The organism is Paraburkholderia sp. GAS82 (assembly GCF_050436285.1).
In the GTDB taxonomy this organism is placed as follows: domain Bacteria; phylum Pseudomonadota; class Gammaproteobacteria; order Burkholderiales; family Burkholderiaceae; genus Paraburkholderia; species Paraburkholderia phenazinium_B.
The window spans coordinates 172,119-193,988 of sequence record NZ_JBNDLX010000006.1 but is presented as its reverse complement, the minus strand read 5'-3'; the positions used below and the strand labels follow the sequence as shown (position 1 = coordinate 193,988).

General features: G+C 58.1%; 16 protein-coding genes, 5 pseudogenes and 1 riboswitch. Of the genes and pseudogenes, 10 read left to right on the top strand and 11 right to left on the bottom strand.

Annotation, left to right across the window (positions count from 1 at the left end; all coding sequences use genetic code 11):
* Positions 1-89: 89 nt before the first annotated feature.
* The 3 genes and pseudogenes from P3T17_RS20080 (at position 90) to P3T17_RS20070 (ending at position 3,564) form a co-directional block, all read left to right on the top strand.
* On the top strand, positions 90-1,475 hold the full coding sequence (locus P3T17_RS20080; protein ID WP_074265605.1) for a spinster family MFS transporter: 1,386 nt from the start codon (positions 90-92) through the stop codon (positions 1,473-1,475).
* A 269-nt stretch (positions 1,476-1,744) separates the two neighbouring features.
* Positions 1,745-2,114 (top strand): annotated as a pseudogene (locus tag P3T17_RS20075) (transposase); the annotation flags it as partial.
* Positions 2,115-2,586: 472 nt separating this feature from the next.
* A complete protein-coding gene (locus P3T17_RS20070) occupies positions 2,587-3,564 on the top strand; it encodes a helix-turn-helix domain-containing protein (RefSeq protein WP_429408676.1) in 978 nt (325 codons plus the stop codon).
* A 207-nt stretch (positions 3,565-3,771) separates the two neighbouring features.
* Here the strand turns inward: P3T17_RS20070 and P3T17_RS20065 are convergent, their stop codons facing one another.
* The 4 genes and pseudogenes from P3T17_RS20065 to P3T17_RS20050 all read right to left on the bottom strand — a co-directional run.
* Positions 3,772-5,097 (bottom strand): MFS transporter, encoded by a 1,326-nt coding sequence (locus P3T17_RS20065; RefSeq protein ID WP_429408675.1) that lies wholly within the window; start codon positions 5,095-5,097, stop codon positions 3,772-3,774.
* 395 nt (positions 5,098-5,492) lie between these two features.
* Positions 5,493-6,563 (bottom strand): aromatic ring-hydroxylating dioxygenase subunit alpha, encoded by a 1,071-nt coding sequence (locus P3T17_RS20060; RefSeq protein ID WP_074265608.1) that lies wholly within the window; start codon positions 6,561-6,563, stop codon positions 5,493-5,495.
* A 713-nt stretch (positions 6,564-7,276) separates the two neighbouring features.
* Positions 7,277-7,420, bottom strand: a pseudogene (locus P3T17_RS20055) (ATP-binding protein); the annotation flags it as partial.
* Between the two features lie 41 nt (positions 7,421-7,461).
* A pseudogene (locus P3T17_RS20050) lies at positions 7,462-7,643 on the bottom strand (IS3 family transposase); the annotation flags it as partial.
* A gap of 116 nt (positions 7,644-7,759) precedes the next feature.
* Between P3T17_RS20050 and P3T17_RS20045 the strand changes: the two are divergent.
* Positions 7,760-8,755 (top strand): IS110 family transposase, encoded by a 996-nt coding sequence (locus P3T17_RS20045; RefSeq protein WP_429408674.1) that lies wholly within the window; start codon positions 7,760-7,762, stop codon positions 8,753-8,755.
* A gap of 252 nt (positions 8,756-9,007) precedes the next feature.
* Here P3T17_RS20045 and P3T17_RS20040 read toward each other — a convergent pair.
* Positions 9,008-9,268: pseudogene (locus P3T17_RS20040) on the bottom strand (transposase); the annotation flags it as partial.
* Between the two features lie 449 nt (positions 9,269-9,717).
* Between P3T17_RS20040 and P3T17_RS20035 the strand changes: the two are divergent.
* The 4 genes from P3T17_RS20035 (at position 9,718) to P3T17_RS20020 (ending at position 13,286) form a co-directional block, all read left to right on the top strand.
* Positions 9,718-10,128, top strand: coding sequence for a hypothetical protein (locus tag P3T17_RS20035; protein WP_429408673.1), 411 nt, complete (start codon positions 9,718-9,720; stop codon positions 10,126-10,128).
* A 4-nt stretch (positions 10,129-10,132) separates the two neighbouring features.
* A complete protein-coding gene (locus P3T17_RS20030; protein ID WP_254368873.1) occupies positions 10,133-11,143 on the top strand; it encodes an Ldh family oxidoreductase in 1,011 nt (336 codons plus the stop codon).
* A 10-nt stretch (positions 11,144-11,153) separates the two neighbouring features.
* Positions 11,154-11,831: an iron-containing alcohol dehydrogenase gene (locus P3T17_RS20025; RefSeq protein WP_429408672.1), complete on the top strand. Its 678-nt coding sequence runs from the start codon at positions 11,154-11,156 to the stop codon at positions 11,829-11,831.
* Positions 11,832-13,157: 1,326 nt separating this feature from the next.
* Entirely contained in the window at positions 13,158-13,286 is a 129-nt protein-coding gene (locus tag P3T17_RS20020) for a hypothetical protein (RefSeq protein WP_429408671.1), read from the top strand.
* 156 nt (positions 13,287-13,442) lie between these two features.
* On the opposite strand, the gene P3T17_RS20015 is transcribed toward P3T17_RS20020, so the two are convergent.
* From P3T17_RS20015 to P3T17_RS20000, 4 genes are all read right to left on the bottom strand, one after another.
* On the bottom strand, positions 13,443-15,401 hold the full coding sequence (locus P3T17_RS20015) for an AAA family ATPase (RefSeq protein WP_429408670.1): 1,959 nt from the start codon (positions 15,399-15,401) through the stop codon (positions 13,443-13,445).
* An 871-nt stretch (positions 15,402-16,272) separates the two neighbouring features.
* Positions 16,273-16,599, bottom strand: a complete 327-nt coding sequence (locus P3T17_RS20010; RefSeq protein ID WP_429408669.1) for a hypothetical protein — start codon at positions 16,597-16,599, stop codon at positions 16,273-16,275.
* Positions 16,599-16,964 (bottom strand): hypothetical protein, encoded by a 366-nt coding sequence (locus P3T17_RS20005; protein ID WP_429408668.1) that lies wholly within the window; start codon positions 16,962-16,964, stop codon positions 16,599-16,601. Before P3T17_RS20005 ends, P3T17_RS20010 begins: the two co-directional genes overlap by 1 nt.
* Positions 16,965-17,165: 201 nt before the next feature.
* Positions 17,166-17,525 carry a hypothetical protein gene (locus P3T17_RS20000; RefSeq protein ID WP_429408667.1) on the bottom strand — a complete coding sequence of 120 codons (360 nt, stop codon included), beginning with the start codon at positions 17,523-17,525 and terminating at the stop codon, positions 17,166-17,168.
* Between the two features lie 921 nt (positions 17,526-18,446).
* Here P3T17_RS20000 and P3T17_RS19995 point away from each other — a divergent pair.
* A pseudogene (locus P3T17_RS19995) lies at positions 18,447-18,806 on the top strand (cupin domain-containing protein); the annotation flags it as partial.
* Between the two features lie 151 nt (positions 18,807-18,957).
* Here the strand turns inward: P3T17_RS19995 and P3T17_RS19990 are convergent.
* On the bottom strand, positions 18,958-19,548 hold the full coding sequence (locus tag P3T17_RS19990) for a TMEM165/GDT1 family protein (protein WP_074266189.1): 591 nt from the start codon (positions 19,546-19,548) through the stop codon (positions 18,958-18,960).
* Positions 19,549-19,560: 12 nt separating this feature from the next.
* Positions 19,561-19,744: riboswitch (yybP-ykoY riboswitch) on the bottom strand.
* A gap of 73 nt (positions 19,745-19,817) precedes the next feature.
* The gene (locus tag P3T17_RS19985) at positions 19,818-20,813 is read right to left on the bottom strand and encodes a zinc-binding dehydrogenase (RefSeq protein ID WP_429408666.1); all 996 of its coding nucleotides are present in this window, start codon (positions 20,811-20,813) and stop codon (positions 19,818-19,820) included.
* Between the two features lie 134 nt (positions 20,814-20,947).
* Between P3T17_RS19985 and P3T17_RS19980 the strand changes: the two genes are divergently transcribed.
* On the top strand, positions 20,948-21,841 hold the full coding sequence (locus tag P3T17_RS19980; protein ID WP_429408665.1) for a LysR family transcriptional regulator: 894 nt from the start codon (positions 20,948-20,950) through the stop codon (positions 21,839-21,841).
* Positions 21,842-21,870 lie beyond the last annotated feature (29 nt).

Here is a 21,870-nt window from a genome sequence, read left to right as displayed (position 1 = left end):
CCTGACGAAGCCGATGCAGTAGATGCCGCAGCGAAGAGCAACCAATGCTTTGTCGACCACAACAAATACAGCCAGATGGAGGAGTCCTTATGATAAACCCCAATGCTTACCCCACGCCCCGGCGCGCCTGGCTGACAGTATTCATTCTCTTGCTAGCTTACGTGCTGTCCTTCATGGATCGGCAGATAGTGTACCTACTGGTGGCCCCGATTCGGCGCGACATGGTACTGACCGACACGAAGATCAGCCTGCTGATGGGCCTGTCCTTTGCCATCTTCTACGCGATTGCAGGCATTCCACTGGGGCGAGTTGTCGACACCAAGAGCCGACGCGGCCTGATTTTCTGTGGGGTGCTCTTCTGGAGTCTAATGACTGCCAGCTGCGGCCTAGCGAAGGTTTACTGGCAGCTCCTGCTTATGCGTGTCGGCACTGGCGCTGGTGAGGCGACACTGTCGCCCGCTGCCTACTCCATCCTGGCAGACAGTTTCCCGCCCCAGAAGCGAGCAACGGCCATCAGCGTCTATGGAATTGGCGTGTACATCGGAATAGGCATGGCCTACTTGCTGGGGGGAGCGATCATCACGTGGGCGAATGCGCGAGGCGACGTAATCCTGCCGCTGCTCGGCCATATCAAACCGTGGCAAGTGATTTTCCTTGTACTAGGCGCCTTGGGCATCTTGTTCGCCCTGCCTCTTCTCGCCATCAAGGAACCCACGCGCAAGGGCGCTGGCGCTGGCGTGGTGGTGCCACTCAAAGACGTTGGTCGCTATATCGTCGGCATTCGCAAGGCCGTGCTCTCGCACAACCTTGGTTTTGGTTGTCTCGTCTTCGCGGCTTCTGGCGTCGGCGCCTGGACTCCGACGTTCTTGCTCAGGGATCATGGCATGACGCTGGGCAAAGTCGGGCTGTACGTAGGAAGCATTTCAATAGTCGCAGGCTCTCTTGGCGTTATGTCCGGTGGCCGCCTTGCTGACTATCTGGCGCGGCGCGGATTCCGGGATTCGAATATGCGCGTCGGCCTCCTCGGAGGCGTACTGACGGCGCTTGGCGGTGTTGGCTACTTGATCGACAACCTGACCTTGCTGTGGATCTTCATGTTCGTCTACACCTTTGCCGCAGCCATGCCAAACGGCGTCGCGGCCGCAGCGATTCAGGAAATCATGCCGAACTCCATGCGTGGACAGACTTCCGCCATCTATCTGCTCGCCGTGACGCTGATCGGACTGGGTCTTGGCCCCACCGCTGTGGCACTGGTCACAGATTATGTGTTCCGCGATGACATGGCCGTTCGCAACTCCATCGTTTGGGTTGGAAGCATTGCAAGCGGCTTGGGCGCGCTGCTGATCTGGTCTGGACTCAAGCCATATGCGCAAGCGCGCCAGACGCTTGAAGACTGGGGGGCCCAACACGGAAATTCAGACGGCCTGATACCTGCACCCCACGAGGGTACAACCTTGCAAAGAGCATCTCTGTGAGAAAACAAGAGTGGATAACTGAATAGATTCAAGCAGATCCGCTCCTGCCACGTCCGCACGTGGAATCCGCTTACATCGACATAGATCTATTATGAGCAGCATATTGAAGCATAAAGCTATTTTGGCGATGTTGCGGGCCACCGTGGCTGGTGTTGTCAACTTTCAAAGCAGCGTTACGATGTATGGATGCGAAGTGCTGGAAGTCGGTCCCGGCGGATATCATCAGCGCCGACAACGAACCGCACAGGCCAAGCCGCGCCGAGATGTGAGTGACGACGCACTGCTTGCGCATGGCGTGGTTCCGGTACCGCCCTGGAGCCGGTGTAATTGTGTATAGCGACCGCGGCAGCCAATATTGCAGCGGCCTGTTTCAGGGCACGTTGAAGGCCTATGGCATGCGTTCGTCGATGAGCCGGCGCGGCGATTGTTGGGAATGCGCCGACTGAAAGTCTGTGGGGTTCGCTCAAGGTCGCACGTATGCACGGGCGGCACTTCGCCACGCGGCGTACCGCAATGGACGAGGTAATTGACTGGCTGGGCTTTTACAATGCACGCCGGTTACACTCGACGCTCAACTCAGTTAGCCCGATGACATTCGAGCAGAACTGGTTCGCAGCACAGCAAGGCAAGGCCGCATAACATCCTCGGTTACGGGATTCGCCAAACGGGGGCAAGGTCAATTCGATTGTGCCGGATGTATCCGTGTACAGCTGTCCGGTTGATGTTCAACTAATCAGTTACCCAGATCTGTCCAGCATCTATGAAGTCGAATTCCTATGGAGCGCGGACGCTAGAAACCCCGCACTCGATCAGTTCATCCAATATTTTAGGCCTTGATATCGCGTCCAGCGTCGGCGTGATCGGTTTCCCTCGTTGGGCGACCAGTCGAATCTCCGGGAGTCTGGCTTCGTGACTGGGCCTTTCCCGGAGGCGTTGTACATGACCTCGCAAGCCTGCGCTCCCTTGTATCAGAGCATCACCCTGTTCAGAGCGCGAGCGAGGACGCCAGGTACATGACGACTACCCAGCTCTTCCTGAGCGTGCTAGCCTTAAAGAAAAAGGTCTTCCAGCGTCTACTGCTGGACAGCCACTTTTGGGCGGAGACGGGAACATGAAACAGCAACTTTCTACCGATATTAAGTTTTCGGACTGCAGGGCTGCGCCATCGTCTATTGGCGAAGCGCGTGTCGAAGGCGATCTCAGCAGCACCGCGCCCAGAGTCGTCTCCGCGCACCCATGTTCAACGCGAGTGTCGGCAGCTTCAGGGGCACAGGGAGCGTTGCTCGCAACGGGTCATTTTGGACGGGTGATGGGCTGTTGGACGCAGCGCAACATTGGATTGCATGCCCATGACGAGATCCAGATTACGTTCAATCTCGGTGCCGGTCCGCTGAATTACAGGATCGATGACACACTTGTAGTGGTGAAGCCCGGTCAAGGTGCAATCATTCCCTCTTGGGTGAAGCATTCGCGTGACGTCGACCCCACCCTACCAACATATCTGATTGTGATAGCGATTTCGCCTGCATGGCTTCGTGCACATGATAAAGCCGGCTATAACCTCAGCGGAGGCGTGGAAGTCTTTGCTGTGCCTCGCTCCCTCGCAGAGATCCTGGCGCATTTGCGATTGTCGTTGACAAATCCAGGGTTGGACGCGCCAGAGCAGGTGACGGCGCTCGTCGACGCGCTTATCGATGGCGTGGGCTCAATGGGCACATCCGCCCCGGTTCTCAATTCAGGGCGTCTGAAAGGCTATTGGGACAAGCGGATTCTGGACGCGGCCCACAGTATTCAGCGGTGTAACGGGCGAACAGATGTCGATCATCTGGCGAAAGAATACGGACTTTCAAGAAGCCACTTTTCCAGCCGGTTCTGTGCTCACTTTGGCTTTTCGCCACAGTTGCTGATTAACGCCGTCCGGATGAAAGCTGCGCTCCATCTTTTACTGGAGAGCGACGATTCGATTGCGACGATCAGCGATATTTTGGACTTTAGTATGCCCGGCCATTTCACCCGATTCTTTACCCGGCACACCGGTGAAACACCGATGTCCTACCGGACGAGAAACCTCACCCTCGAGTCGCTGTGAGATTTGAATTCAGGAAGCCCGCGCAGTCTTGGTTCACTATGCCCACGTCCGATGAAACGCACAGTGTGTTGCCGAAATAGGCGGCGCATTCTTCATGCGCAGAAGCTCCATGGGGTACAGAGTACAAGAACGGCACAACCTCAACTTATCTTTCGCTAGGCTGCGCGCGAATTGCCAGGGCGACGCGGCGGGTATTGGAACTCGCTCCTAGGCTTGAGCGGGGTGCGTGGGTGGAGCGGGTGTTGCCGGTTGGAGGACAGGCAAGCGGTTCGCTACTAACAGAATAGCTCCGAGTACCAGCAGCCCGACCATCACATACAGACCGGCTTGTATGCTGCCGGTTGCGGTCTTGGTCCAACCGATGATCGTCGGACTCAGAAAGCCGCCTAGCAAACCGATCGTATTGATCAACGCAATTCCTCCTGCAGCTGCGTCGCCTTTCAGATAATCGGAGGGTATCGCCCAGAAGACCGTATAGGAGATCGACATCATGGCGGTGGCGACGGCCATGAAAATCAGGGAGATCGCGAGTTGTCCGCTCGCCCACGTCGCGGCGGCTAGGGCAAGCGCACCAATCAGCGCCGACACCGCGCTATGCCAGCGCCGCTCGCGCTGGCGATCTGAACTGCGGCTACCAAGGTACATAGCGATTACCGCGGCGATGTAAGGGATCGACGAGTAAAACCCGATCTGCAGCGTGTCTTTCACGCCATTGGCCTTGAGGATCGTCGGTAGCCAGAAATTGACGGTGTAAATGCCGCAGATCACGCAGAAATAGGCCATCGCCATCAGATACACCCGGGAATCGCGCGCCACCTGCCTAAACGAGTGATGAACGACGGCGGGAGCAGCGAGGCCGCTTTCGAGCGTTCGCTTTTCTTGCGCCGACAACCACGTCGCTGAAGCCGGGCGGTCGGCGAGGAAAAACCATGCGACGACACCCAACATGATGCAGGGCAAGCCTTCCACTAGAAACATCCATTGCCAGCCAGCAAGACCGAAGGCCCCCGCAAAGTAAGTCATAGTCCAGGCTGACAGCGGCCCGCCTACCACGCCCGCTAGCGGCTGACCTATCATGACGATGGCAATGGCGCGTGCCATGCGTGCCTCGCCATACCAATAGGTGAGGTAAAAGAGCATCCCAGGTGCGAAGCCAGCCTCGAACACGCCAAGTAGAAAACGCAGCCCGTAGAACATCGTCACGTTGTGCACAAACAGCATCGATGCAGATGTTAGCCCCCAAAGCACCAGGATACGGCTAATTGTTTTGCGAGCGCCTAATGCGGGCAGTAAGAGATTACTGGGGACTTCGAACAACATGTAGCCCAAGAAAAAAATTCCCGCACCTACTCCGTAAACGGCGTCAGAGAAGCCGAGGTCGCTTTGCATCTGCAATTTCGCGAAGCCGATGTTGAGGCGGTCGAGGCAAGCGAACAGATAGCAGGTGACCAGAAATGGCAAGAGACGCCAGTTCAATCTGTTGTAGAGCACCGTGGTCTGATCAGCGCTCGAATTCGAAGAGATAGCAGACATGCACGTTCTCCAGAAGAGGCTCTGCAGGCGGGCAGTGAATGACAGTACGGGATTCAGCCACCCATATCAACGTTGCCCCAAGCACCGCCTGCTCGGGCGGCGTTGGGGCTCAGGCAAACACCGGACTACTGTTTCATAAATTCTTCTACATGAAAGCAAGGTGACCGTTCGCCGCAGTCGGTATAAGGCGAAGGGTCGCCACGCGGTGGCTCAGGGCGGTATGGCCGTGGTCCAGCACGTGGATCTTCCGACCGCGCGGGTTCGCCTCATAAGCACACCGGTTAGTTACACTGTGTGCAAGTTCTAAGCCACGGACGTGACCGAGCGCGATTGTGCGAGCGCGACGTGCGTCGCTTTTCACGGAGAGCGGAATCGAACTTTATTATCCAAATAGATTATTTACTTAGCCCTGAACGGATATTCATCTCCAGTTCAATCTGCTGCTCGATCAGTCGCCGTCCGCGCAAGCCAGGCGCATCGGACCGGGCATGGATTTCTGGGCCAATCCCACCAAGACTAACCATGGCCTCGCAGTACTTCACTCCCACCACGTCCTCATCCAACGCAGCGGCGATATCTGCTTTCAGTGATTCGGTAAGCTGTTGATCGCCGAGCCCGAAATTTCGACTAAACGCCCAGAAGTAGTGGGTCGTATTCTCTGTCTCGGGCGTAATCGCATGATTTACCCTAAGCGCGCCGTATGGTTTTCCAGGCTCCGCGCCACCATTTGCCGCACTATGGAAACTCGAGCCCGTGGAGTGCAACCCCGGAGGGAAGAAGTACTGGATCATAGTACGGTCGACCAGTCCAGTCATATTCAGTGTCTTTGCTAGCGGAAGGTGTTCGACCTTATCACTCTTGATAAAGCGGGAGACGATAAACTGACGCTCATCCTGCTTCATCTCCGCTTCGGTTTGGGCGATTCCGGGACCACCAATTGTGCTGCCGTGCAGGTAGCTCAGATGCGACAGGTCGAGCAAATTGTCATGCAGAAAGATGTATCGCGATTCGACCCGTTCATGGCCGCCGATCGTTGGTTGCCAACCTTCATCCGACACACGAAGGGGCCGGTGATCGGGAATCAGACTCTCGTCCGCAACCGATGGATCACCCATCCATATCCATAGCCACTCCCAGCGCTGCACCAGAGGATATTGGGCGACGCGATAGCTCGCTGGAATGTCCGATTGAGAAGGAATGCGAACGCACTTTCCACTGCAATCGAACGTGAATCCGTGGTATCCGCATTCAATCTGATCGTCGATGAGCTTTCCCTTGGAGAGGGGAAACCTTCTGTGTGGGCACCGATCGGCCAGTGCTACGGGATTTCCCTCTTGGGTACGGTAGAGAACCACCGGGACGCCCAATATCGTGCGGGCCAGCAACTCCGGGCCAACCTGATCAGACCAGGCCGCAACGTACCATTGATTCCTCGGGAAATTCACGTCTTTCTTGAGGGGATACATTTGCTCATCTCCGATATATGTAGTTGTACGTCCGCTTGCACCTTCGGCGCCCTATCGATGATCTCGCGATCGGCTACGCAGAACACCTGTGCACATAGAGACCGGTTTCCGCCGCCGCTATGCCCGACCGCTACAACACGGTTGAAGGTCCACCGGCATTCAGGTTCACCTTCGATCTGCTTTCATTAAGCGTAGTTATAGACGAAGGTTCGTGGATGCCGGTAACCGGAATGTTTGCAGAGTTACCCTTTTGTTTGCTCGAACAGCCCCCAGACGACAGCTTGCCGTGAGGGGAAGACTGGATCTCATGCGGTCCCGCGCGGAATGCCCAGCTTGATGCCGCGAATGTTGTCGTAGGGGCGCTCGCGTGGACTGCGGCAGAGCGAATATTGTCCTGCCAGTACGACTTCAACATCGATGTGTGCGCCAGCCGTAAACCAGGGCAGCCCCCTTCTCGTCCGCCATCTCAAGACGCACAACCATCCGCCGCATGTATCTTGACCGCAACTTCTAACTCAATCCACGACTCATTCCTTCACGACGCTCAGTTAGCACCCACCATTCGCCTCGAGATCCAGAAGGCCTCTCGCGCGCCCTGCGGACCCGCATAGCACCTGCGTCACACGTCAGCGCCACCGGTTGGATAGCGTCAAGCAGCACGGCCGGTTTACCGACAACCATCTTGGCCGGTCGACCGGGTTGATTGTCGGTGGTTATTCGGCCATGTTTGTCGCTCCTTCACTGTGGTTGTCGGTGGATGAATGTCGGCGCCGGCTGTTCTGTTTGTCGCTGGCGGTGCGACGGCGGTAGCTTTCGACATTCATCTCGAAAATCGTCGAATGATGGACGAGCCGGTCACACAATTACACCGGCTCCAGGGCGGCGCCGGAACCACGCCATGCGCAAGCAGTGCGTCGTCACTCACATCTCGGCGCGGCTTGGCCTGTGCGGTTCGTTGTCGGCGCTGATGATATCCGCCGGGACCGACTTCCAGCACTTCGCATAGCACCGAGACCGCCAGTGGCGTCGATTGCGCTCGATGAATGCGTACTTCTCATCGACTCCTTGGTGAAGTACGCGGCCGCCTAATGGAATGGTCTGCCCCACCTCCTGCGCGATACTAGGCGCGTCCACTCTGGGAGAGCGACCCTGAACGATCACCGCGTCTATGTCATTGGCATTGATCTCGGCAAGAATTGGTTCCACCTCGTAGCGAACGACGAGCGAGGTACGAACTATTCCGCAAGAAGTTCAACCGAGGCCAACTGGCAGAATTTCCGGTCACGGCACCCCGATGCTTGATCGCCATGGAGGCGTGTCCTGGATCCCAATTCTGGGAGCGACGGTTCCAGCAGGCGGGCCACGAGTTGCGCATTATCCCGGCCCAGTTTGTGAAGCCGTACCTCAAATCGAACAAGAACGATTTCAACGATGCTCAGGCGATTGCGGAAGCTGCAAGTCGCGGAAGCATGCGCTGTGTTCCGCTAAAGACAACTGATCAAATCGAGCTACAAGCATTGCATCGAGTTCGCCAACGATTCATTGTCGAGCGAACCGCCGTCGTCAACCAGATGAGAGCGCTGCTTCTCGAGCACGGCATTGTCATACCGGTTGGGCGTGCTCTCTTCGCTCGACGCCTGCCAGCAGTATTAGCCGATCCCCAGAGCGGCTTATCGCCACGACTGAGTCAGCTCATTGCGCGGTTGCGTCAGCGATGGCTGGCCTTGGACGAAGAGATCGACACGGCGTCGGCTGAAATTACCCGGATCGCTCGTGAATCGGACCTCTGCCGACGTGTCTGCACGGTACCCGGCGTCGGGCCGGTTGTGTCAACGGCTCTTATTGCTGCAGTCGGCAATGGTGCTGCGTTCAAGCGGGCTCGCGATATGTCAGCCTGGCTCGGCCTTGTACCGAAGCAATACTCAACGGGAGGCAAATCGAATCTTGGTGGCATCAGCAAGCGCGGTAACACCTATTTACGGATGATGGTGATCCAAGGCGCACGTGCTTTGATGATACACATGAAGCGCGATCAGTCCCGAATGGGCTTATGGCTTCGCGAGGTCGAGCAACGTAGTCATCCGCACGTCGCCCTAATCGCACTGGCCAACAAGATCGTCCGTATCTGCTGGAAGGTGTTGACCAGCCAGCAGTCCTATCGACCGTTTGCGGAAGCACCCGCAGCTGCCTGAGCAAGTCCGAGCACTACCGTCCTGTTTTGCGAGCCCTGCATAGCTGATGACACAGAACCGTTGACCGGCATGCCGAAAGCCCGGCTAAAAAAGCAGTCTTTAATGACGGAACGCTTTATTGGGTTAGGTGTGCGCGGATTCCATCACGGCCAGCAGTCTCGAACTGCGCGAACAGGCCGGATACATTCACGCAAACGATGTTCTGTCGAGACGGCTAGACAGTCCTTGCAAACCTGGGGCAGACCATACATTTTTTAAAATATCCCGCTCCATCTTCAGGCGAGCCACTTCGGCACGCAGCCGCGCCAGCTCCATCTGTTCCGGGCTCACGGGCTTCGTGCCCGCTCCCGTCAGTTTGCCTTCCCGGTCAGCCTTTACCCAGTTGTACAGCGTCTGTTCGACCACACCCAGTGTCGCTGCCACCGCTGCCATGCTTTGCCCGTCCTTGACCAGCCGCACCGCTTCCAGCTTGAACTCGAGCGTGTACTGCGCTCGCTTTGCCTTGCTCGTCATCGTTCCTCTCCTTGCTTGAGTTTACCTGCTCAGCAAGGGATTCGTTTTTCGGGGGCAAGCTCAGCTACGATTCTTTCTCTGCGGCTGCTCCTGCCCTCACGCATGGATTTCGTTCCGGTCACATGGGATGCGATGGGACGAGGACGCGAGCCGTCGCATTCGACCACGGCGAAGTAGAGCAGGAACTAAGTGGTGTCCCGATATTGCGGCACTCGAAGGCACACGCAAGGGCATTGGCAGCACGTACACGGTACGACATCATCTGGATGAATATCGCTTATACGATCATTCGATTTCCCGACAACGCCTCTCTTTGCCACACTGTTTCCAGATAAATCAAAGCGTTTTCTGTACTGATACACCTAGAGCAGAAAGGAACAAACAGAGAGGCAACATGAATCCTCGAAAGATCGTTGATTCACATCACATGCGGCTGCAAACGATGTGTCGTGGTGAGCTACCACGCACCCTTCTCTAAAGTGATGCGCTTCAGTCTTTCGGGCTCGGTTGCTGGTATCGGCGAGGTTCCAGTTGCTTGGTTCAAACGGCGAATCAGTCCCGGCAATCTCAAGTCAATGCGAACGATTCAATCCCATGATCTGATTGACCTTCCTGGTGCCCTTCACTTCTCCCCCAACGGCCTTCTCGGATTCACGCCACGGTTCGGAAAAAGCACGAAAGAGACAAACATGAGAAACATTGCTTATAGGCGCTTTCGTTCGCGTCCTTTCATCACAATTTCGTCATCGAAAATGCCGGCGCTCGCCCGCAAGGCAAATCGTGCGCCGAAGCACGTAAAGATCGACCCGATTACCCCGTTCGAGGGCTTACTCGGACGACTCGAAAACCCGGTGCTCTGATCACATGATGATGGTCGACTTTCAGGAGGCGAGGCGGGTTGCGTTGGCGGTGCTTGACTCGGCCGGTGTCCCACTGGCCCACGCGACGTTGCAGGTGGATCTGTTGCTGGAGGCGGAGCTGCGCGGCCGCTCCTCTCATGGGCTGCTGCGACTCAAGCGCATCGTCGAGCGAATTCACAATCGCGTTGTGGACCCACTCACCAACGGCTCACACCACTGGCGCGGCAACGTGCTCGAGGTGGATGGGTACATGGGCTTAGGACCGGTGGTTGCGGTTGCCGCATTAGAACGAATTTCTGAGCGAGCTGTTGCAGCCGGCATAACAATGGCCGCCATAAAAAACAACAACCACCTTGGAATGCTGGCTTGGTACGCAGACCGCATTGCTCGACAGGGGCAGATCCTCATTGCGCTGTGCAACAGCGAGGCGCTAGTGCACCCTTGGAACGGACGACGTGCCATGCAGGGCACCAACCCGTTTGCTATAGGTATTCCGCTCGTCGGGGAGCCTTTCGTGCTCGACATGGCGACCAGCCTGGTTTCGATGGGCGAGATACACCACCATGCCAACCTGAACCGCCCGATTCCGTCCGGCTGGGCATTGGACGTGTCTGGAGAGCCAACCACCGACGCTCACGCTGCCAAACGGGGCGCTATCGCGCCGTTTGGAGGCGCCAAGGGTTACAGCCTCGGTCTCGGCTTCGAGGTGCTGATCGGCGCCCTAAGCGCTTGCGCGCTGGGGCCGGGAGTGCATGGCACGCTTGACTCGGACCAAGTTTGCAACAAGGGTGACATCTTCATCGTAATAGACCCAGGTGCCGACCAAGGTCGCTATGCGGCCATTGAGACTTATCTTGACGCAGTGCGCGCGTCTGGTTCCCCCGACGCTGCCGTGCAGGTGCCAGGCGATCGCGCGCTCGCATCTCGTCGCGAGCGTTTGTCCAATGGCCTACCGCTCGATGATCAGGTATGGCATGACCTCCAACTGCTCGCGGCTTCGCGCAAGCGTGATTGAGAAAACGACCATGAATAATTTCGGCATTGCCCGGACCGGCCAGACCGTACTTTTCGGCTGGGGTCAGCGCCACGCGCTGCCTCGCCTAGTCAAGCCGCTCGGGAATCGGGCTTTCATCTGCACAGACGATCGCTTCCCCCAAGACCCATTGCTTTCCGCATTGGCGACCGACATGCGCAGTGAAGGCATTGCTGTCGAGGTGTATGACGCAACCGTTGCAGAGTTGCCGCTCGACTGCATCCTGGATGCCACTTCGCAGGCCAGAGCTTTCGGTCCGGCTGTCGTCGTCGGAATCGGAGGTGGAAGTTGTATGGATTTGGCCAAGCTGGTCGCCTTGGCGTTGAGTCATTCGGGCGAAATGTCGGCGTTCTACGGCGAATTTAAAGTGCCTGCCCCGGTCCTCCCGGTCATCGCGATACCGACCACCGCTGGCACCGGCTCCGAAGTAACCCCGGTTGCTGTACTCGCAGATCCAGCACGTGACATGAAGGTCGGGATATCCAGCCCTTATCCGCGGCATGCCCGAAGCCACTGCGCCGCTGGCTCTCCTTCCGGCACCTTAATATTTGGGGTCTTATCTTTCGCAATCGACGTCTCATGGGGTCGGCGAATTGCGCGATGCCGCATGTTCGCCCGGGCTAACTTCGATTGCGTGAAGCGTCGGTGCGCGTGCCCAGTCGCACAGTGAGACAAACGGCCGTTGCCCGGTAAGGAAATTAAACTGCCTTGCTATACAGATTCAGTCTGGCCGCGTACGGCACCGTAGTAGGTCCATCCCCTGTTTTATCGTTTCCATATCGACCGTCGCGTGCCCCGAAGCTAGCTTTGACCGCCGTGCAGACGTGCCGCGTACGGCGACTTGGCTGGGACCCACAAGCCCGCGGGCGGTTTCGGCAAGCGAGAAATGACGAGGCGCTGGAGGCACGTCGAGTCGGACTGGCCCACGGCGTAGCCTCGCTTCGGGCCAGGTTGCCTATCGCACCCTGCGGCCACCTGCCCGGAGCCGCGGGGTAAACTTTTTCGAAGTCTGCGCGCGAGCAGCGCGCACCGGACGCACCGGCAAACACGGGTCGGCAGGTTTGGAGAGGCAGGGATCATGTCTGGCGCGGGCCAAGCGAGCACTATCGCAAAGCCGCCACCTTCTCTTCAGGGGGAAGACCCACGGCAAGCGCACCCTGCGCGCCTGTCTTGCTATAACTGCAGCCGTGAAATCGCGCGGGTGCGGAAGCCAAAGCTGGAATTCTGCAACAGCGTGTGTGTCCGCGTAGTCCCGGACCGCAAACGGCCGGTGCATGGCGGTACGTTTTCGCTTGCGAGGTGCCAATAGACCGTGTGTCGTCCACACCGTATCCGGTGCGGACGACACATGGGTGAACTACACGCTATCCCTTGCCACGGAGCCAGCGCGCAAGGTCAATCAAGGGCCGGGCGCAGTCAAGAAACAAGGCGCGGCACTCTGTCCAAAAGAGGTACCAGTATTTACGAACATCTTTCATGATTCATCCTCGACGGATTGGAAATTTTCATATGACGCGGCTATTAGCGAATGTATTCGTCACATACTTTCGGGCAGCTTTTGAGACAGGTCTGGTACGCGGCGTTCGCCTTCGGCAGTGCCGGCGGAGCATGCGAAATCCATAATGCTGCAGCAACGATGCCGCTACCAGACGTTGCGGCCGCAACCGCAAGCATCAGCAATGACAGATGGTGATCGTCGTAGTGAAAAAAATACCTCCACACCTTGCGAAACAATTTCATAAGGACTCCGATTTATATTTCACATGAAATGCGATCATCAGATAGTGGACACCCCACTGCCCGTCGCAATTCCAGTGTCTGTCACCGATTGCCAGACGCAAATACGCGCGTCGCCCCGGCTCAGGATCGTGGCCCGATACTTCCGATCTCAAAGGAAAGCGTTATCAGCAGTTTGGCTGCAGCCGTGCCCCGCCGGCGACGACCCACACGTGGCATTGCCTGGGGGGATGACAGTCGATACCGTAAGGACGGCCCCATGAGACCACGGCTCGGCACAACGTGGATATCGACCCAACGCCTGATTGCCGGGCGTACGGCCAAGGAGGACTCCCCCGACCCAAAGGCAGCGCGCCATTTTCTTGCCCTGACCAGCATGCCTGCGTGAGGGCGGATCAGATGAAACACGGATCGGTGGTCTGTGCTGGAAGGAACCCTCCCCGCTTCCGTAATTACGATAAGGCGCGCGGCTCATACTGTGGTGCGTTCCGGCACTGAAGGTCAAACGGTTTTAATGGCATGCACGGAAGCTTGGCCTTGCATGTCAACTCGTCGCTGATATGTCGACGTTCTCGACAAACACCGCGCGCGCCGCGAATGACACGTCGCTGACCCGCAACTGTGCGACGCTTCCTCGCATGGCGCGGACGGCGGCAATATTGACTGCATTTGTGATAACCGCGTCCGCATCTCCAATCGACCTGCCGTCAAGCACCATAACGCAGCGATCAAGCACCCCAGAAGCGACGGTATATCTGTTGCGTGTCATGTCCGCCAGCTTCCGGCTCGCATACGCACGCATGTCTTCGCGCGCCGGCACGTCGAAGCGGATTTTCTCCTCAAAGCGTCCACCACGTAGCGCCGCCTTGTCCAGGCGGTCGTAGTGATTGGTCGCCGCGATATACATTACGTCACGAACCTTTCCTTGAGCGCCACTCAAGGACGTGAGGATCTCGTTCGTCAAGACCTCGACGTTCGAGTAACGACGCTCCAGCAGCACGGGGTCCGCCTCGTCAATGAATACAATCGCCGGACGGATATCACTGGCTTCCCGTACCAGGTCGCCCCACGCACCCGGCTTGCCGATGAGCCTGGCACCCGTAGTCGACAGGAACCCCCACCCGCTCGCCTGGGCAATCGCCATCGCTGCTTCCGTCTTCCCGGTACCCGGAGGGCCGAAGAAGATCACGCCAGGGGGAAGGCTCCCCCCCATCTTCTCCAGGTTATGGACCTGCTGCATCTTGTAAGCCATATCGCGTAAAACGTCGCGTGACTCAGCCGGCATGATGATTTCTTCGATCGACTTCACGCCCACCGGCAGCCTGCCCTTGCGACCCTGCAGCAATCGCATCGCCTGCATCCCCAGATCAAACGTCACCGTGCCCGTCCCAAACCTGCCGTCCCTGCGCATTTCCGCCAGCTGGCCACCCACGCTCGCAAGGCGGCTCGCGCTAAAGCCGTCCCAGCGCTCTGCCAGACTCTCGACCACGACGGGATCAACCGCCGAGAAACCTAGGCTTTCGCCGATCGACCTGCGCAGGATTGCCACCCGTGCTTCCATGTCAGGTACCGGCACTTCAATCTTGAAATCGAAGCGACCTTCGCGGATCGCAGCACGGTCGAGCCGGTCGATGAAGTTTGAGGCTGCCACCAGCACCACACGCGTACCGTGCAGGCTGGTGATGTTCGTTAACATGACGTTGACCATATGGATATCCATCGAGTGCGAGCTGCCTTCGTCACGGACAGGCAGGATGGAGTCAACTTCATCGAGGAAGAGGACGCATACTCCGATGCGACGCGCCACCCTGAACATCGCGTCAATCTTCTGCGGAGTCTCGTTGATCCACTTCGACGCAAGGTCACCATAGGTGATTGCCATGAACGGCACCCTCAGTTCGCCAGCGAGCGCCTCCGCGAAAAGGGTCTTTCCGTTGCCAGGTTTTCCAAAGAGAAGGATCCCGTTTCGTTTGTCGCGACCGCCATGAATAATGCTCTCAGCGGCCGCCAGCAAACGCATCTTCGTTTCAGCCATGCCAATCAGGTCGCCAAACCGGTAGCGAGGCTGTCGCACGCTGTCATCGAACGAATAGGCCGGGTGCCGCTCCTGCACCGGATCACGTAGCGTCTGCGGCGCAGCCCCGGTGTTCGCAGCGATCCGGTCCGAGCCTGGCCGCCCGTAGCGCCAGTGGCGACGAATCATCATGGCGACGGCCGCTATCGTCCAGATAGCCGCCCCGGTTCGATTGAAACCACCTGAAGCGATCTCCAGACACGTCATGCCCGCGCTCAGGATAAGGAACGCAGCAAGCGTCCAGCGCGAGCTGTGCCGGTCCTGCACCCACACCGATGCGGCCGCGATTAAGGTAAGTCCGAGCAACTCGCGGCACGAATCAGCGCTCATCTGGTACCCCGCCGTAAATGAATGGATGGTGGCAACCATAAAAAGTCCCACGAAAACCCACCGCAGTACAAAGCAGGCGGGATGATTGAACCCGTTCATTGATTTACCTCAATTTGTATGTCGGAGACCAACAGCAGCACTCACCATGCAAGCGCTGCTGTTGCCGTCAATTGCTCCCGGAGCCAGGGCACGTCGTGCAGCGCCGGGCAGGTTTTTAGCGGCGCGGGACCGGATCCCACTGTCGCAGTGGCTTTCTGATCCGCTTTTTGACCGGGCGCATGCGTGCTGTGAGACGTACCCGCTTAGTTCTGCGCCGCTTCCAGCGTCTTTCCGCGCGTCGCAGCCGACCAATTCGACGTCTGAGATGGCTCGCGAGTCGCTGGCGCCAGAGTTCGATGACTTCAAGGGGGACCGAAGCCGGGACAAAGGCAGTAAGGCTTCCGCCGCTCATCCTGATAACTCCCTCACCGTGTTCCACAAAAATTGATGCTTTCATTTTCATCAATACTCCTATTTATATAAATTACGTTTGCCGTCTGATCTGACATGCCGGCTGGGCATCGTTCAAACGACGGGGTCACTTGCAGCGCCTCTGTTCGCGCACCCGGCGCGCAGCCCATATCGAGGCCACCACACAATCCCTGACACCCCCCCGGACCTAGGCGAACAACAGATCCCGTTGCATCCGGCAAGGTACAGCCGTGAACCGCTCGCAGAATCGGCCTGCGGAAGCAGCCCGTTTGCACAACGTCATCAGCTGGAGCGGCCGGCCCAGGCCCTCCACCATGATGCGACCCAGGTCTGATACGAACCTTCCGCCTGCGGTACGGTCACGGCTTCATTCTTGACAACATGGTCAGGATGGCGTGCGGCCGGGTCGGTGCAAGCCACGCGGATCGGAACAACAGGAGCGAACGCTGCCCGCAAGACATCATGCAAGGCACATCGCTGCAAGGGCCCCGCTCTAGCCTCAATGTAGCCCCGGTGGTCCGGCCATGTTAGTTCCGGGCAACGCGTCAGGAAGTGCCTTCACATCGTTCGCAAGCATCAGCCATCCGACGACATTGCCACGTGCGTCACGCGGGAACAGAACGAGCGCCCAATGTGCAGTGACGGATCCACATCCATCCGCACCATGAATTTCCGGTACGGTGCCAACGCGATACGCGCCTTCCACCTCGATACACGCTCCGCAAGGCAGAGTCCCGTCTTCCTGCACCTGCTCATATTCCAGTCGCACGATCACCAATTCACCTGGTTTTTTCGCAGTGTCGGTTGCTAGGCGTTCAGCGTTCATCACGACTCCCTTTCCATATGTCCGCGGTGTGGATAGTGCAATATGACGCGTATGCCGTTGAAACCGAACAGGTAGCGCGCGTCACGGTCCAGGTCGAGAATTTCCAGGTCGAGGAGCGCTTCCAGGTCGCGCATGACTGACGTCTTCTCGCGAGCCTGGAGCGAAGCAATCGATTCCGCCGTCATTGGGCCTTCTTCCCGAAGCATTGTGACAATCTCCATCCTCTGGACGGTCAATGCTTCTAGCAGCCGGGTCGGGTCGTCAAACAGCAGGAACCTCGAACCGTGAGACCACACGCTACTGCCGCAGGCAGTCCTTTCTTGTGCACGATCGAACGGAAAGTTCGCCAGGATAAGAAAATTCATGGTCACTCCTTTTGCATGAGCGGAACGCACGCGATCGTCAGCGCACGTTGTGCCGTGTCATGCGAACCTCAGGCATCAAAGGGTTGCAAACAGAACGGCCGTCGCACCCGGTAATCGCGAAAGCGTCAGGCACCGCCGTCACTGATCGCGAATGCAGCATTAAGCGGCCACAGGGACCGGGGCGACGACCGGTGGCTGGGTCTATCGACAAAACAGGATGGAAAATTCCTCGCAACTGTCGTCGAGAATCTGGTAGACCTCTTCGGCCCACTCTGCCCTGCTCGACCAGAACTCGAGGCCAAACGCCAGCGTGAACATCGACGTAGCGAATTTCAGCATGTCGAACAGCGCGAACACGGTACCTCTTCCATCCTTTCCAAGGACCGACTGCAGTACATCGATACCCCAGGTGAGCAGAAACCACGACAGCACCGAGAAGACGTGAGGAGCGGCCAGAAAGAGCACGCCGATGCCGTTGATAATCCAATGGACCGGGCGTGGCAGTTCGGCGTAAGCCGCATTGACGACGGAAAAGCGGGAACAGCGTTGACGGTTCTGCATGTGAATTCTCCTGGCTGTTGTTGGGACACAATCGTGTGTTCGTCGATCGAACCCACGAACACAGTCTCAGGTGCACTTCCGCAAATGCAAGTCACCAACAGCCTTTGGGAAAATCCAGCAGTCCGTACAGCAGCGGGATGGTTGGCAGCGTTGTCAAAGCGATAAAGCGATAACAAGTCTCACGGGTGGCCAGAAAAAAGTGCAGCCTTGAAAGACCTGACTGTTGCCTTTAAGCGGGACAACCGGTCGAATTCGCAGCGCGCCATTAAGCACCGCTCGCCACACGGACTCTGGCAGCAAGCAGATTTATCAACTTGAGGTGATCACATGTCCGGTCACGCAGAACAAGTCCAGATCATGCAGCCCGGAAGCGGTTCGCTTGGGGAGATTGGCGTGCAGCGATGGAAGCCGCGTCAGGCAATTCTTCGGTGCGGGTTCGGTACGCACCATCGACGCAGGTCGCTGGTTTGAGCCGTCCGATTCTCCTGTGCCAGCACAACCCCGGCTCGACAGAACAGCGGTAGCTCGCAATCATCGCAGTCGTTGAGGTGGTCTGGCTGGAGTGAAAACAACCTGACAGCACATCGGACAAAAGACGTTTTGCATTCGTCAACTGACGTGCCTTCGTCTAACAACGTTTTCACTACCGCGTACACGGGGTTCACCCGGTGACCATAACCGTAATTTTTATTGCACCGGATCCATTTGCTGATCGCGCCCAGGCAGAGGCGCCCCTTCATCGACCGTCACGCAGATCACTACCATCTGCGTCCGCCTACGAAAAGCCACCCTGTTCAACCCACACGGCGTGAGCTTTACGCGTGCATATCACACGGTCCAGCATGTGCCACCACGCAATCTGGATGGCCGCGCCGTCCCTCGCGTGAGCGGTCGCATACTCGCCATCCGGAACCTTCAATCTCCGTCACACATCGGCGCGTTGTGCGCCCTTGGGGTTCCTATGAAGGCATCGACCATGGTGTGCGCTTCCAAGTGAAGCGAATTGTCGTCAACCCGGCGGCCAAGATTAGTCTGCAGATGCATCACCATCGCGCAGAACACTGGATCGTGGTTAAAGGCACCGCGCTCGTCACCAACGGCGACCAGGAAATCATGCTGACAGAAAACCAGTCGACCTACATTCCAGTCGGGGTAACGCACCGGCTGATGAACACGGGCAAGATTCCCCTTGAACTGATCGAGGTTCAATCTGGAGCGTATCTGGGGGAAGACGACATCGTGCGCTTCGAGGACACTTACGGACGCGTAACACAAGCGTAGGCGAGCGCCTTGCGTCAAAGCGGTGCGCAAGTCAGCCGTTTCCCCTAGGTGCGGATGGGGATTGAACCCGTGAGACTCGCGCCGCGCATCCGGTTCTGAGCGAACGCCCGCCAGGATTAGACTGCCAATAATAAACAGAACCTGCGTCACGCTAAAACATCGGATGCGCATCCGGATACAGCGCCGTCCTCAGCGCAAGTCCACCCAACACCACAAAGATGATGGCCGCGAGAACGTGAACGGCCTTTGTCGGCAAGCGGTCGGCGAACTTGTGTCCCAGATAGATGACCGGCACGTTCGCCAGCATCATGCCCAGGGTCGTGCCCGCGACGACACCGAAAAACTCGTGAAAGCGCGCGGCTAGCGCGATGGTCACGATCTGGGTCTTGTCGCCCATCTCCGCGAGAAAGAAGGTCACGGCCGTTGTGCCGAAGACACCCATCGTATTTTTCGAAACCGCCGAATCGGCGTCGTCCAGTTTGTCCGGGATGAGAATCCACACGGCCATCACCGCGAACGATGCGACCACCGCCCAGTTGAGGATGCCGGGTCGCAACACACTCGCAAGCCACGCTCCCAACGCGCCGGACGCCGCATGGTTGATGAGCGTCGCGGCCAGCACGCCAAGAACGATGGGAATGGGCTTGCGATAGCGGGCCGCGAGCACGAGGGAGAGCAGTTGTGTTTTATCGCCGATTTCGGCCAGGCCAACAACGCTGGTTGAGACGAGAAAGGATTGCATGGGATGTTGTACCCGGGCCGCGCCGAAAAAACGCGATGACGCGCATTCCGGCGACCCGGTTAGGTCGGAATGCGTGTCATCGGTCTTGCCAGGCATTTCGCTGCGTACGCCATGGCAGATCTTGCGATTTGCCAAGTATGTTGACGTGCGCCCCTGAACGTCGCGTTCAGGGCGGCTACTCCCCAATGAGCAGGCGCGATTCTATCGCGCCGTGCATTACAGATGCAACCTTCCTGTCGGGATGGTTACAAATGCAATCGCCCGGTTACCTACGCTACGAGGACCGCCTTGGTCCCATCGGACGGCTGGTAAGCCATGGCCTCTTCGATCTGCTCGAAACTGAACTCCTTGCCGGTTCTGGTCCTGAACATCGGATCGTCGATCACCTCCCCGAGTGCTTTCAGCGCAGACACGAGCTTCGGTGGTTCCTTCGCTGTCCTGCTCTCGAAGTTGCTGAATCGCCTTATGGTCAGGTTCTTCATCATGAACAGCACGGACTGGATCGTGAGCGGCGCGCTCGCGCCGAGAAAGCCGTAGATGTAGATGGTGGAATTCATCGGCAGGCTGGGAACCATCTTCCCGAGCAGGTCGCCACCGACGCCGTCGAATACCGCTGTCGTCCCTAGCTCAGCGGACAACGCGGCAAGCGTGTCGGTAAAGCCGTCGCTTGTCGCGATCACATGTTCCACGCCCAGTCCACGGAGCGCTTGCCGCGCTGCTTCGGTGCGCACGAGGAAAATCGCCGGCAGGTTTCTGCGGCGCGCGAGTGAAGCGAGAGCATGCCCCGTAGCCGAATTTCCGGCCGTGACAATGACGCCCTTATGCCCCGCCTCGGCAATCTCTTCCAGAAACGCGAAGGCCGTCATGACATTGACCAGCGAACCGGAATAATCCCTCGCACGCACATGCTCGGGCAGAATCACGCAACTCGTGTAAGGCACCTGCGCTCTCTCGCACCACAGCCCGATACTCCCCGGCGTTCTGCCGAGCGACCGGTAGATCGCCACCTGCTTGCCCGCATATTCGGCCGGCACGCCTGCCCCCACTGCCACTACCCTCCCCGCTCCCGACGCACCCCATACGCCGTGCTGGCCGCCTCCCAGAGGGTTGCCCGCCGCGCCCGGCATTTTGAGGAACGTCTTGTCGCCATGGTTGATGGCCGACGCGTCCATGTCGACAAGGATATGGCCCGGCGCAGGCTCGGTCGGGGTCGGGATGTCGCGCACTTCCAGTTCGCGGCTGGGTGTCACACAAATCGCTTTCATGGATCAGCTCCTGATGTTCCGGTTTAGGTGTCGACGACTGCACAGCCCGTAACATAAGCAACTTCATCCATTGCCGAAACGTAGCTTCAGGACATACCATCAATTCCACCTTGGAATGGATGGTGGGGAAGCACATGGACCGACTGGATGCGATCCGGCTGTTTGTACGTCTCGTCGAATGCGGGAGTTTTTCGGCCGTAGGGCGCGAAGAGGGAATCGGACAACCTGCAGTCAGCAAGCAGATCGTTGCGCTGGAACGGTACCTCGGCGCACAACTCGTTTTGCGTACCTCGCGCCAGGTCGCGATCACGGATGCCGGACAGGCCTTCTATGATTCGGCTAGGCAACTGGTGGACGAGTTCGACGCGCTCGAGTCTTCAGTGGGCGCGCGCCAGCAGTCGCCACGAGGTCTGGTCAGGCTCAGTACCGCGCCAGCGCATGGCCGGCTTTGCATTACGCCGCTACTCCCCGAATTCTTTCGACGCTACCCGGACGTCGCGATCGAATTGTCCACGTCGGAGCGGCCCGTCGACCTGGTTGGAGAAGGTGTCGATCTGGCCATCCGTCATGGAAGACTGGTCGACTCCTCGCTGACCGCGAGGAAATTGTCCGAGACCGATTTCGTGCTGGTGGCAAGCCCTGGCTATCTTGCCGCGAAGGGCGCGCCGACCCGGCTTTCGGAGCTGGACTCGCACACCTGTATCGCGTTTGCAAAAGGGCGTGAGCGTAGCCCGTGGTCACTCAAGGTCGGTCGGGAAACCGTCTCTTACGTTCCGCATGGTTCGGTGATCACCGGCGATGCCGAGCATATTCGTGCGGCCGTGCTGTGCGGTCTGGGCATCGCGCAGGCACCGTTCTGGTTGCTGGCCGAAGAGATCCGCTCCGGTGAGGTCAAGGTATTGCTGCCCGGCCTGCAACCGGAGAAGGTGCCGAGCCACGTTGTTTATCCGGCCGGCCGCCGGGTACCGATTCGAGTACGCGTATTCATCGAATACCTTGTTTCGGCCTTCGAGCGTCCCGAAGTTTGATACGCCGCGCCGCCCGCTCTATCGAAGGT